Origin of the sequence: Bacillus sp. CH30_1T, assembly GCF_008364765.1 — a bacterium.
GTDB lineage: Bacteria > Bacillota > Bacilli > Bacillales > Bacillaceae_B > Rossellomorea.
The window spans coordinates 74,587-87,887 of record NZ_VTUY01000005.1 but is presented as its reverse complement, the minus strand read 5'-3'; the positions used below and the strand labels follow the sequence as shown (position 1 = coordinate 87,887).

General features: G+C 36.8%; 12 protein-coding genes and 1 pseudogene. 11 read left to right on the top strand and 2 right to left on the bottom strand.

What is annotated here, in order from left to right:
- The first annotated feature begins 269 nt into the window (after window positions 1-269).
- The 5 genes and pseudogenes from F0342_RS11945 to F0342_RS11925 all read left to right on the top strand — a co-directional run.
- Window positions 270-851, top strand: coding sequence for a CGNR zinc finger domain-containing protein (locus F0342_RS11945; RefSeq protein ID WP_149156169.1), 582 nt, complete (start codon window positions 270-272; stop codon window positions 849-851).
- 121 nt (window positions 852-972) lie between these two features.
- Window positions 973-1,527, top strand: coding sequence for an HPP family protein (locus F0342_RS11940; protein WP_149156168.1), 555 nt, complete (start codon window positions 973-975; stop codon window positions 1,525-1,527).
- A gap of 26 nt (window positions 1,528-1,553) precedes the next feature.
- Window positions 1,554-2,054: a DinB family protein gene (locus tag F0342_RS11935; protein WP_149156167.1), complete on the top strand. Its 501-nt coding sequence runs from the start codon at window positions 1,554-1,556 to the stop codon at window positions 2,052-2,054.
- 662 nt (window positions 2,055-2,716) lie between these two features.
- Complete coding sequence (locus tag F0342_RS11930) at window positions 2,717-3,562, top strand: AraC family transcriptional regulator (protein ID WP_149156166.1); 846 nt, start codon at window positions 2,717-2,719, stop codon at window positions 3,560-3,562.
- A gap of 445 nt (window positions 3,563-4,007) precedes the next feature.
- A pseudogene (locus F0342_RS11925) lies at window positions 4,008-4,136 on the top strand (phage portal protein); the annotation flags it as partial.
- Window positions 4,137-4,290: 154 nt separating this feature from the next.
- Here the strand turns inward: F0342_RS11925 and F0342_RS11920 are convergent.
- Window positions 4,291-5,934 carry a M4 family metallopeptidase gene (locus F0342_RS11920; RefSeq protein ID WP_149156165.1) on the bottom strand — a complete coding sequence of 548 codons (1,644 nt, stop codon included), beginning with the start codon at window positions 5,932-5,934 and terminating at the stop codon, window positions 4,291-4,293.
- Between the two features lie 343 nt (window positions 5,935-6,277).
- Between F0342_RS11920 and F0342_RS11915 the strand changes: the two genes are divergently transcribed.
- Complete coding sequence (locus F0342_RS11915; protein WP_149156164.1) at window positions 6,278-6,484, top strand: NAD-dependent epimerase/dehydratase family protein; 207 nt, start codon at window positions 6,278-6,280, stop codon at window positions 6,482-6,484.
- 630 nt (window positions 6,485-7,114) lie between these two features.
- Here F0342_RS11915 and F0342_RS11910 read toward each other — a convergent pair.
- Window positions 7,115-8,428, bottom strand: coding sequence for a helix-turn-helix transcriptional regulator (locus tag F0342_RS11910; protein ID WP_149156163.1), 1,314 nt, complete (start codon window positions 8,426-8,428; stop codon window positions 7,115-7,117).
- 459 nt (window positions 8,429-8,887) lie between these two features.
- On the opposite strand from F0342_RS11910, the gene F0342_RS11905 reads away from it, so the two are divergent.
- From F0342_RS11905 to F0342_RS11885, 5 genes are read left to right on the top strand one after another with little or no spacing between them, the layout of a single operon-like run.
- Window positions 8,888-9,217, top strand: coding sequence for a hypothetical protein (locus tag F0342_RS11905; protein WP_149156162.1), 330 nt, complete (start codon window positions 8,888-8,890; stop codon window positions 9,215-9,217).
- 14 nt (window positions 9,218-9,231) lie between these two features.
- Entirely contained in the window at window positions 9,232-10,563 is a 1,332-nt protein-coding gene (locus tag F0342_RS11900; protein ID WP_149156407.1) for an aspartate aminotransferase family protein, read from the top strand.
- Window positions 10,553-11,725 carry an acyl-CoA dehydrogenase family protein gene (locus F0342_RS11895; protein ID WP_149156161.1) on the top strand — a complete coding sequence of 391 codons (1,173 nt, stop codon included), beginning with the start codon at window positions 10,553-10,555 and terminating at the stop codon, window positions 11,723-11,725. The genes F0342_RS11900 and F0342_RS11895 overlap by 11 nt, the downstream gene beginning before the upstream one ends.
- Window positions 11,722-12,117 (top strand): thioesterase family protein, encoded by a 396-nt coding sequence (locus tag F0342_RS11890; RefSeq protein WP_149156160.1) that lies wholly within the window; start codon window positions 11,722-11,724, stop codon window positions 12,115-12,117. Before F0342_RS11895 ends, F0342_RS11890 begins: the two co-directional genes overlap by 4 nt.
- Complete coding sequence (locus F0342_RS11885; RefSeq protein ID WP_149156159.1) at window positions 12,110-13,300, top strand: MFS transporter; 1,191 nt, start codon at window positions 12,110-12,112, stop codon at window positions 13,298-13,300. The genes F0342_RS11890 and F0342_RS11885 overlap by 8 nt, the downstream gene beginning before the upstream one ends.
- The last annotated feature ends 1 nt before the right edge of the window (window position 13,301 follow it).

Genomic DNA, 13,301 nt, shown 5'->3' with positions numbered 1-13,301 from the left:
AGAAAATTCCCATTAACGACAAAATAATGACATTCTAGCTGTCTAAAAGCTAAGCAACAAACGGGCCAGATTGTTGAATAGTGAATGTAACAAGTATATTACAATAAAGTTGATTAAAAAGCATACGTTATTTGCTAAAGAAATTGATGAAATCATTACTTGATAAGTTGCTGGCTATTATCAATCTAAAATAAGATATAATAATTATGTAACCTTTCAACGATTATTTTATTAGTTAGCTTATATAGGGAATTAGGGAGGTAAACTTAATGACTGAAACAAATAAATTTCCACTCATTTCAGGTCATCTTTCACTTGATTTAGTGAACACGGAAATAGTAAGACGTGGTCAACGTCAGGATTTATTGCTTTCGGAAGAAGATTTTATGGACTGGCTTCATGTAATAAAAGAGGAAAACTCTTATTGGGGTGATCAGCTATTCTTAAAGGTCAAAGAAAGGATTGGACAAGTATTATTATGTATTCTAGAAATGCGGACTGTTTTAAGAGGCCATTTTGAATTAATAACAGATGAACAGTCATTTCCAGATCAATTTATTGCTTATTTAGAAAAAACCGTTGAAAAAGCACCACTCACTTATAAATTATTGAATAAAAAATTGACTCCCATTCCTGTTGGTGATGCAGAAGATGCCCTTTTATCGTTGATTGCCTTTGATGTATTAACTTTAATTGAAACAAAAAAGCTGTCCTACCTCAAACGATGCTCCAATCCGGATTGTGTACTTCTATTTATTGACGAAAGTGGAAGACGCAAGTGGTGTTCAATGAAGATATGCGGAAATAGAAAAAAAGTAGCACGGTTTCAACAACGTAAATCCAATGAATGATGAGAACCAACTTATTTTAAGAGTTGGTTTTTTTGTACATAATAAAACTAACCCTTAAAATAGACTTTGACAGGTTAACAATATTTATGTAAAGTAAAATTAAGTTGAAGGAGGGGAAATAATGGAACACGCTACAACAGTAAAGCGAGAAGAAGTACAATTATTTCACGTACGTTATTTATCTAAAATGAAAGGGAAAGGGAGAAGTCCATTAAAGGTAGATGTAAAGGACATAATAACTGGGTTAATAGGTGGATTTTTAACCATTTTTGCATTAGTACTTTTAACAAACATGACAGCAGCCGTATGGTTAATGGCTCCCTTTGGTGCTAGCTGTGTGTTAGCATTTGGTGCATGGAACGCGCCTTTATCACAGCCGAGAAATATTATTGGGGGACATTTTGTTTCAACATTCGTTGGATTAGCCATATATCAGTTATTGGGTAATGAACCTTGGACGATTGGTTTAGCTGTCGGCTTAGCGATTGCTTTTATGATGGTTACAAAAACGACTCACCCACCAGCAGGGGCAGACCCACTTGTTGTTATGCTAGGCGCGTACAGTTGGAGTTACTTAATTACACCGGTATTAATCGGCTCGGTGATCATTGTTTTCTTTGCGCTGATTATTAATAATTTACGCAGTAACCGGGAATATCCTACATTTTGGATTTGATTAAGAATGTTCAGGAGGGAATAAAAGTGGAAAACTATATCTTTAAACAATTAAGATTTGTTCGGGATAATACGATTGGTCATGTGGCAGATATGAATGATGAGTCATCACTTTCCATTCCAGAAGGATTTAATAACAATATTAAATGGAATCTCGGGCATATATATGTCGTCCAAGAAAAGTTCGCCTTTCATTTTACTGGAGAAGAAATGAACTTACCTGAACAATTTACAGAATTATTCAGTCCAGGTACTAAACCAAGCAATTGGGGAGAAGAGGTACCACCAATTCATGAATTAATCTTATTGCTCGAAAATCAAGTTTGTAGGATTGAGAAAGTATTGAACTTTAGGATCAAAGAAACTGTAGAACAACCTTATACAACATCCACAGGTCTTACATTATCGACAGTAGAAGAATTTCTTAGCTTTTGCTTATACCATGAAGGCATGCACTTTGATGTGATTAAATCAATCAAACGAATTGTTCAAAGTGGGAGAAAGAGCGAAGTATTTAGAGAGAAATAAAAGTATTAGTTTCCTAAACCAATTTTTTCAAAAAATCTTGTTCAACAAACGGGCGCGAATGTAGAGGAACACAGGTAGAAAGAAAATGATCGATCTTTTTTATAAAAACCAGTCTTAAATATATGATCTTTCAGGATATGAAGGGAAAAGCAGGGGATGTAAAAGGAATGGTTTTGAAGTAGCTGGAGAAATATATGTGAGTGTTTTTTCTACATTTTATTGCGATTGTTGAGAAGGACTAATCCTTCTCTTTTTTTGCGGGATGCAATTGACTCTTTTTTATGAACCAGTTCGCCTTAAGTCGGACTTTTTTTCTTAAGAAACGATATTGAATAACTGAACCTCTTCTTTTTGCGGCAACATCCCACCAGCCGAAGACTTCCCCTCTAAAACAAAATCCAAAAGCGGAAAGCATCCCTCCGGCTGCTAGAGAGTAGGTTGCCCTTTGCCCCCAAAGCGTACGTTAGATTGTTGAACTACCGATTGCTTTGCTTCAATAAGGAGCAAAGCATTTTTCTTTTTCAGCTAACGGGACAGGAAATTCTTTAAATCAATCGAATTATCATATCATTGTAAAATTAGTACCGACATTTTTAGGCAATAGATGTCGGGCAGTAAACTGTACTTTCATCTAGAATATTTAATTGAAAGGGATGGAATAGATGGATTGGCTGGAAAGAATGAATAACGTATTGGATTATATTGAACAAAACCTTGATAGTGAAATTAACTATAAAAAGATGGCGGAAATCGCTTATACTTCAGAGTTTCATTTTTCAAGGATGTTTTCATCTATTTCTGGTATATCATTATCAGAATACATTAGACGAAGACGTTTAACAGCTGCAGCTTTTGATATTCAAAAAATGGATATACGGGTAATAGATATAGCAGCAAAATACGGATATGATTCTGTTGATTCATTTACCCGGGCATTTAAAAAGACACATGGAGTGACTCCTTCTTCTGCCCGTAAAAATGGAATGCAATTCAAAGCTTTTCCTAGGATTTCTTTTCAAATTTCTATTAAAGGAGATGAGGAAATGGAGTACAGAATTGAGAAAATCGACTTTGAACTAAGAATTGTTGGAAAGAGTAGTTCGGTAAAAACAAGCAGAGCATTCAAGACCATACCTTCAATCTGGAATTCTGCGAAAAAGGATGGATTTATGCAAAGGCTAATAGATATGTCATGGGAAAATCCAAAATGTACACTTGAAGGTCTATTGGGGGTTTGCGGAAAAGAAGCTGCTATTACAGATGAGGAATTTGAATATTTTATGGGGATCAGGTATGAGGAAGGACATCCGGATGATCTGGAAACACTTATTATCCCTCCAAGTACATGGGCAGTATTTCCATCTATACCTGATGCATGGAAAAGGTTATATTCAGAATGGGTTCCGACTTCTGGGTATGAGTTAGCTAATTTGCCTTGTATTGAATGTTATTACGGACCAAAGCATAAACCAAGGCATGAGTTATGGGTTCCCGTGAGATCCAGATAAAGGAACTAGTATGTTTTTTGAGGAAGAGCCTGTCTTATTGTGTCTTAGATTAAAGATGAATGTTAGTAACGGTGATAAAATCCCTAATAACAACGGTACCAAATTCCCCGCTAATAACGGATAATCATTCTATATAACTTTTTGACATGGAGTGTAGAGTGATGGTCCAGACAGGGGGATTTTTTATGATTAGAGAACTTTTTCAAAAAGGTTGGTCAATAAGCGCGATTTCTGACGAAACCGGATTTGATCCCTAGACAATACGGAAGTACATAAATAGTGATGAGATACCTAAACGGAAAAGCAGCCAAGCTATTTCGGAAAGCAAATTAGATCCGTATAAAGAGTATCCCAAAACGAGAATAAAAAAAGGAACGACGAACTGTTCAGTGTTGTTTGATGAGATTGAATCATTAGGGTATGAAGGTAAAATGACTATTTCCATGAATCAAGTGATGTGTATGAACTTCTTCAGGATATCAGTAATCAATTAATGTTGACGGGTATCATAGTTGAGGATGAGGATGGGAATGAAATAAAGAATTATCCAGCACTGAAAATATTGAAGAACCCCACCATCAGGAATGGATTGAACCATTTGAACATCACATACCTATCGATTATCGAGAATGGTGTTTAGTCTTTTTAAAGATTCCTAAGCATTCAACATTACAAAAAGCCATCCGGATAGGACGACTTTTTGCATCATGAATATATCAGATCCTGAATTAATAAACCCCGACAGCATCCCATGCTGCTACAATGGAATTGTAGGTAGAGCTTCCATTACCGTAAAGGTCGGCAGCCGATTGTAGAAGGGCCTCACGAGCATAACTGAAGTTACTTGTTGGTGTTAAGTAAACAGTCAAGGCACGGTAGTAAATTTTTTCTGCTTTGTCTATACCGATGCTTGTGATCGTGTTGTAAGCTGCTTTATTCGGAATACCTGAGTTTGTATGAACCCCTCCGTTATCCGAAGAAGTGTTCACATAATTATTCATATGGTCAGGTTGTCCGTATTTGGTAGGGTTTGATAGACTGCGAAGAGCGTCTCCAGATATGCCTGGCGTGTAGATATCTTCACCCATTAAGTAATCGCCTGGATCTAAGAAATAACCGAAAACATCAGAGAATGATTCGTTTAGAGCTCCGGATTGATATTGATATTCTAATCCCGCAGTATGTTCTGTCACAGCGTGTGTCAGCTCATGGGCAACGACATCCAGTGCACCTGAAAGGGAAGTGAATGTTGACCCGTCTCCATCACCATAGACCATTTGGGAACCATTCCAGAAAGCGTTATTGTAATTAGACCCATAATGGACAGTAGAGCGGATGGTAGCTCCGTTATTGTCAAAACTGTTGCGGTTATGTGTGTTCTTATAATAGTCATATACTTCTCCTGCATAAGCATGGGCATCTACTTCAGCCGCTTGGGAAGATGCAGTCCACGCATTATTGCTATCAACCGTGTAGCTTCCTGGAAGGCTATTGCCGTTTTGAGCCGTACGCGTTTCAATGACACCATTCATCGGCTTTGTCACATCATATAAGTAATAAGTGCCGTTTGAATAATAAGTATTGAGATCTTTATAGTCATTAAGTACACCATGCCCGTAACCTGTTGTAGCAGCATCCGTTACAGCGTTGTAAGCCTCTAATATAGATCCATCATTCGCATCAACAAAAATTTGCCAGTTGGCTCCATAAGGTTCAATGAATTGAAGCTGTACTTTATATGCAAGAGCGAACTTTCCATCCTTTTCATGGATGACAAGGTCATTTTTAACATTCGTGCTTTCAACATCACTGTCTTTCTTCGCATTAAGGGCATGCTCGTCATGAGTATCAGCCACTGTGTCTGCTTCAGAAACACCTATATGTTTCCATGCTAAATCTGAAGCTGATTTTTGATTGATTTTTGATTTTGTCTTGGTTACTTTTTTAGAAGCCTCTTTATAGAGTTGTCCCGTTGTAGCCGTCACTTCATTTTGTTTATTTGTATGGACAATAAAGATGGCGCCATCAACAGGGACACCGTCTACTGATTGGGTGAATTTATAATGTGACATTCCAAGATCGTCTGTTGTCTTTTCAAGCAATGTCAATTCAGAATGGGGATCGATTGCGAAAAGCTCTTTATTATCTTTCATGAATTTCTTAATATCTTTATCGTTTTTTACAATCCCTTTTGATAGTTTCCCAGATAAGAAACTTGGCCCATTTTTATTTATGTTCTTGACCTTTTGATGAATGTCCATTTTTGACGTAATAGAATCTGAAGACTGAGCAAATGCGGTAGCACCCGTAAAGGAGGCGCTGAATACAAGAGAAGTACCTAGTGCTAAACTAACTAATTTCTTTTTCGACATAATTACAAATTCCCCTTTTAATCATAGATTTTGAAATAGCTATTTCTTTTGGCCCCGGCGGCTAATTAGAAGTCTAGTAAAAAATGGGAGATTTTACAATATAAAAAAGTATAATTATCAGTAAATTTGAAATATTTAATGTAGTATATTGACGATATACTACAAATTAGAGAGAAATTTCTGGCATTATCTATCCATTTCGTGGAAGAATATTCTTCTGGGAATATTCCACTATAATTTGTGCATGGAAAAACAATGGAAGGTTGGGTTTTAAATTGGTATATAAATTGGTATAAATAATGTGAAACAATTCACATTATTTTGTATTTTTAACACGAAATGAGTGGATCATGTGGAAAAGAGAATCGACATTGTAGGGGGAGCAGGATTTATCGGCCGGTATCTTCAGAAGGAATTTGTTGAATTGGGGTATGAAGTGACCATCATTTCCAGAAGGTCTTTCCATGTTCCCGAGGTTCGTCCAGAGGACATTGTTCAATCATTAGAAGGTGCCAAAATGCTCATTACGAGTATATCCATGATCACTTAACTGGTCCAAAAGTCGTAAAATTAAATGATCGTTTGAAAACCTTTGGGCAAGATGTGGAACCATACGAACCACCTCAGTACGCAGTTCAACATGGAATTCCAAACCCACCCGAATGGAAAATGATTGAAGAAGTAATAGAAGGTAGATACTTCTTTATTACATCCAACAGTAAAGATTATACTTGTACTAAACTCATTGGAGAAACGTACAAATGTTAGGGTTAGCATCATTTAATATGCCATTAAATGGCCTCATGCCAAAGGATTTTTCATCATCAGGAGAGATTAATCTGATTGATTGTCAGTTAAACCAAGAAGTGCTGATAGACTTGAAAGGGACATTAAGGCCCTACAAATAATAATAGTGCAATCCTTAATTCCTTCTTGGAGGGATTAAACTTTGTTATTATCTAGATGGACTAATCGTATTGATGAGTTTGAGAATTGGGATGTCGATCGTATTTATCCATTTAAAGAAGAAAGATATCTATTATTGTCGTTTTTTTCCAAAGTAACGATTTGAAAAATCAAAAGCCCAAATTCCCATTTTAATAATGAGAGATTAGGCTTTTTTTGTAACTCCGCATTTTCCTATCCTAAACTGATATGAACCAATCCGTCTCCACCAGTTCTAAGAAAGGTCAATCTCTGAATCAATGGATTCAGTAGATTTTTGTTTGAAGTTTTTCCAACATTTAAGGACTGATTCAAAGTCATTCAAGTCAGAATAGACTTTACTTAATCTTATAAGTATCTCCCTTTGAAGGGGCAGAGAGAATTCATTTGATATGATAAGAGCTTTTCTGTATACGTTTATAGCATCGATTTCTTTTTTTTCTTCATAAAAAGTATCTCCTAATAGAACCAAAAATTTAGCATGAATAATATTGGATGCTGAAGGACAGAAATGCTCTATAAAATCAGAATATAAACTGTGAATGTTACTATACTTCTTTAAATGGAGGGAGCTTAAAGCCATTTCGTAATAAGAATTTAATATCCCCTTATCATCTTTAATCTCTCCATAGAGTTGGTTGGCTTTTTTTAGATGGATCAATGACTCAGTGAAATCACTCTGAAACCTTTTAAGAATCCCTAAATTGGTATATGTACCAGCTGTGTTTAATACATCATCTGAACCCTTAAAGAATAACAGTGCCTTATTATAAGAGTTGATAGCTTTCTCATAGTTTGCGATTCTTCTTTGACAAAGGCCGAGAACCATATATGCTCTGCCAGTAAGATAATACACATTAGATTTATTGCTTGTGGAAATTGCTTGCTTTAAGAATCTGATTGCCGAATAATATTCCCCAAGTTTAGCGTGAGCAATGCCTAAATTGGTTAATAGTGAAATCTTTTCAATCCCATTTATTCTGTAGAAAATTGATTCGTCGTAAGCATTATCGAGTATTTCAAATGCCTCATGAATCCTATTCTTCTCAATAAGAATATTGACAAGATGGTTTATACTTCTCAAGCGTTCATCCCTCATTTTGGTCTGTGAATATAGTTCACAACTCATTCTTAAGTAATCAATAGCACTATCTTCTTGTCCTTCTAATTTTCCTTTACAGAAGTAATAGAGTGCTTGTTCAGAGAGATTAAGTTTAGCAATACTTGGTTCAATCTCATTTAATTCTATTTTCGCTTCTTCTAAATCTTCATTAACCACTAAATACTCTAAAGAAGATAACGTTTTCTGTAAATCCAATTTATAAGATGGTGTTTCTCTTTCTTCAAAGAAATCATTTATGTCGCAGTTTAAGCGCTCACTAAACTTTTTCAATAACTTAAATGATGGTTGAACAGACCCCTTTTCAATTTGGCTAATGTAACTACGGTTCACTATACCCTTGGCCAGTTCACTTTGAGTAAGCTTCTTTTTAGTGCGAATCTGTTTTAATTTCGTCCCTAAATAGTTTATTTTTACCACCCTTTCCATAAATAGGTTGACAGTAGATGACAAACTGTTTATATTGGTTTTGTGAATGAATTATAACATTTTGAACATTAATGAAAAATGTTAATTAAAATAACATCGGAGGTGTTGTAATGAAAAAAACAAAAGTATTGATTCTATCCTTGCTTATGGGCGTACTCATTATAGGTGCTTGTAATTCGATTACATCGAGTAATCTTGCTGATGAAGAGTGGCCAAGAACCAGTTCCAATATAGATCTAAACTTATAATTTCCCATGCTAATACCACCTAGAATAACCTCGAGCATATTATCTGTATCACATAACACAATTTACTTTATGTATGTCTCCTTCTATGAATCTCTTACACAACTAAAATTAAATATCGAGTGGAATTTCTCTACAGACGATAATACCCCTTTTTCCATTTTGGGATGAGTTCAATCATCACTATGAATGAATACTTTTGAAGGTGATAATAATGATAAAAGAAATATCAAGAATGACGAGCTTTGAAGAAGCTCTCCTGGATTTCGCAAAAGCAAAATCAGACAAGTATGGAATCGTTAAATTTGGTGATGATTCAGATTACCATTATATCATTGTCATAGAAACGAAAGAGATTGACCACTATACGATTGAGTTAATAGATTTATATGGTTATCCGGTTCCAATTGCTTGGTTTGAACCAGGAAGATACAAGACATTTGAAGAGTGTGGTTTTTTTGAATGTCATTCAGTAGAACCTCAACTAAAATCACTGGCTGCAGTCGTGGATTTACACTTAGGAACAAGACATTATTTTGAGTGAGGTATGAATCATTGATCAACCAATCCTATCTAATAAAGCCTGAACTTAAAAAAATATATGATCAAGTTGAATATGGGAAGGGCGTGTATCTTTATACAAATGAAGGAAAGAAATTTTTAGATGCTTGTTCAGGAGCCATTGTAGCAAACATAGGGCACGGAGTTGAAGAAATAGCAATGGTTGCTTATGAACAGGCAAAAAAAGTTTCCTTTACGTACCGTACACAATTCACGACGGAACCTGCGGAAAAACTGGCGGAAAAACTTGTAAATAAAGCTGTCGGTATGGATTATGCTTTTTTTGTAAATAGTGGATCCGAAGCTACTGAATTGGCGTGCAGACTAGCCATCCAACATTGGCAGGAAAAAGAACAGCCTTTTAAACAGAAGATCCTTTCTCGAAAGATCAGTTATCACGGTACTACTTTTGGAGCACTATCGATCTCGGGACATTTCCCTAGAAGGTCACGATTCAATTATTTTTTAAAGGATTTCCCGTCTGTTCCGGCTCCTTATTGTCATCAGTGTCCTTTTGGATTGGATCATGAGGTCTGTGGATTGAAATGTGCGTATGAATTAGAGAATAATATCAATGAATTAGGTAGTGAAAGTATCGCGGCTTTTATCGCGGAGCCAATCATTGGAGCTTCCGGAGCAGTCATAACGCCTCCCGATGGATATTATCAAGTGATCAAAAATATATGTGAGAAATACGAGATCCTATTCATTACAGATGAGGTGATGACCGGGCTGGGAAGAACAGGTAAGTGGTTTGCCATTGACCATTGGGGAGTTTCTCCGGATATTGTAGCTCTTGGAAAAGGAATAAGTGCGGGATACTCCCCCATTGCCGGAATACTGACCACAGAGAAGGTAATGGATCCGATTATAAACGGAAGCGGTGTTAACGTATTTGGGCATACGTATAGTGGAAACCCGCTTTCAACAAGCATATCACTTGCTGTTCTGGAATATATGGAAGATCACTCACTATTAGATAACGTAAATAGGCTGGAACCGCTATTAGATGACTATCTAATAACGTTAAAAGATAAGTTTAACATAATAGCGGATGTCCGTGGAAAAGGCTTGTTAAAAGGTATTGAATTTGATGAAGAACGTTATAAAGATAGAAATATTACAAAGGAAGTAGTAGATGAAGCATATCGGCTAGGTCTATTGATTTATCCTTCTAAAGGGATTTCCACGATCCATGATGGGCAAGCCATTATTATTGCCCCGCCTTTAACCATCTCAGAAGTTGAATTAGAAGAACTGATGGTGTTATTAGAAAAATCATTGGAGTCAGTCATGGCTAACTATGAGGAGGACGTTTATGAATTTTAGTTGGAATGAAGAACAATTATTGATACGAAATAGATTTTCTTCACTGTCAACCACAATAAACAGTAATTATCAGGATTACTATGACCGCAATCAATTTGATGATGAGGCATGGGAAGTGGTTACCAATGAAGGAATATGGAAATATCCTGTACCTGAAAAATACGGAGGGTATGGAAAGTCATGGTGGGAGTTTACAGCCGCTTTAGAAGGGTTGGCATCTACCACCAAGGATCTAGGCTTCTTACTTTCCATGATTGCTCACATCGGATGTTTACGAGTCCTAATGAAACACGGAACAGAAGAGCAAAAACACTATTATTTAGACTTATTGATGAATGGAAAAGTAGGAGCCACTGCCATTACAGAAACATCAGGAGGTTCCGATGTCGCCCGTATTTCAACGAGCGCCGCTTATAAAAGTTCAAGCCCAAGCCTTCTTGAATTAAATGGACACAAGAGCCATATTACAAATGCACCGATCGCAGATGTTGTTGTCATGGTGGGCCGAATACCGGAATTAGGAAAAAAGGATATTACCCTGTTTATCCTGGAGAGGGATATGACTGGACTTACCTTTGGGGAAAGAGAAAACATGTTTGGTAATCGTACCAGTCCCACTGGAGATATCTACTTGAAGAATGTTCACATCCATAAGGGAAATATCCTGGGAGAACCAGGTGATGGACTGAATACCCTCTATAATATGATTTCCCTTGATCGATTACTATATGGTTTGATCGCCGCAGCCTTTATCGAACCACTATTAACCAAAAGTTTAGCATTCTCAAATGACAGGACAGCATTTAAAACGTCGATTTCGAACCATCAATATATTCAGAAGAAATTGACGGATATGAAGATGAACATTGAGAAATCCCGCTGGGTCTCCTATGCCGCCTTAGACCGACTCATAACCGGCCATGAAGAAGCTTCTCTTCTTTGTTCTATTGCGAAATTTACTGGAACGGAGGCTCTTGTGGAAACAGCACATGATTTAATGCTGATTCATGGGCATCAGGGGTACATGCAAGGAGAAATATCACAGATATTGCAGGATGCCATAGGAACCAGAATTGCAGGGGGAACTAGTGATATCCAAAGGGTCAATATCTTTAATCAACTACAAAAACTACATTCCGCATCCCGGGAGGTCGTTTCATGAATGTAGCAACTGGACAATCAGTTGTCATGACTCACATTGTAGAAGAAAAGGATTTGGCGACAAATTGGCGAAATGATGTGCCGGTGCTTGCCACCCCTATATTGCTATGGTTATCGGAGATTGCGTGCATGAAGGCGATCGAGCAAGAAATTTCTACTGATATGATGACAGTAGGCTATTCTCATCATTCTAGGCACCAGGCAGCCAGTTCATTAGGAGAAGAGGTCACAATTACGGCCACATTAACCCGCGTTGAAAACAAAAAGCTGTGTTTTGATGTGGTGGCGCATGATACCAACGGTGAAATCTTCAAAGGGGAACATGAGCGTTTTCTCATAGATAAAAACAAATTTTTAGAGAAATTATCCAAAAAGGAAAGAAGAAATGGATAGTTCAATAAAACTTCCGCTTTTCATAAAGGTACTGTTGGGCTCTGCATTTATGATGAATGCCGGAACATTTATGGTTATCCCTTTTTTAGTAGTCTACCTTTCTAAGACTCTACAGTTTAATCATGTAGAAGTCGCTACTATCTTATCAGCAAATTTAGTATTCGGCCGATTATTGCCTTTTATTACAGGATTACTTGGAGACAGAATCAGCCATCGAGTCACCTTGTTAATCGGGGTGTTTCTAAGGGGAATTGGATTTATTGGATTCGCTGTATTCGAGTCGTTTATTGGATTATTTGCCACGTCTGCATTAATAGGGATAGGGGGGGCCTTCTATGATCCTTCCGTCATGACCATTTTCGCAAGTCAAAATGAAAAAGAAAGAAAGAAATCCTTAACCTTTTTAAACCAGGCACTAAATGCAGGTGCAGTTTTGGGTCCGTTATTTGCAGCGGGGCTTCTTTTGTTAGATCCCACTGTTCCATTCTTAGTGAGTGGAGTCATCTTAATAGCCATCGCAATAGTGTTAGGTTATTTTTCAAAACATATTCAAACGAAGAAAAGTGAAAGTACATTATTTGTCAGTGTAAAACAAATCATGGGGAATCGAAAATATCTCTATTATTTGGTTATCATGACGTTCTATTGGATGGCATTTTCGCAACTTTCAGTATCAATACCATTATACGTATTCGATCTTACAAAGGATGAAAAGATGATTAGTATGGTATTTACTGTGAATGGAGTCACGGGATTGGTGATGATGTTCTTTTTAAGAAATGTGTTCACGAAATATACAACAATGACATTGATCCAAAAAGGAGCATTCATTAGTGGAATAAGCTTATTGCTCCTTCCCCTAATGAATAGCTTCCCTTGGCTTTTATTTATGATCTTTGTTTTCACTCTGGGTGAGACCTTGATTCTCCCCAGTTCTGACATGGCCATAGCTGAATTCAGTAATAATGAAAATACGGGCGGTTACTATGGTCTGTTTGAACTTTCCTTTGCAGGTGGGACGATCATTGGAAATTATCTAGGAACGTATATGATGGGGATTAATTCAGTTTATCCGTGGTTTATATATGGCGGTATGTGCTTGGTAACGTTTGTCCTGATAAGATTTCTGGCAAGACAATCTAAACGGATGGATGTTAATGAAATGAATAAGATGGAGGTTTAAT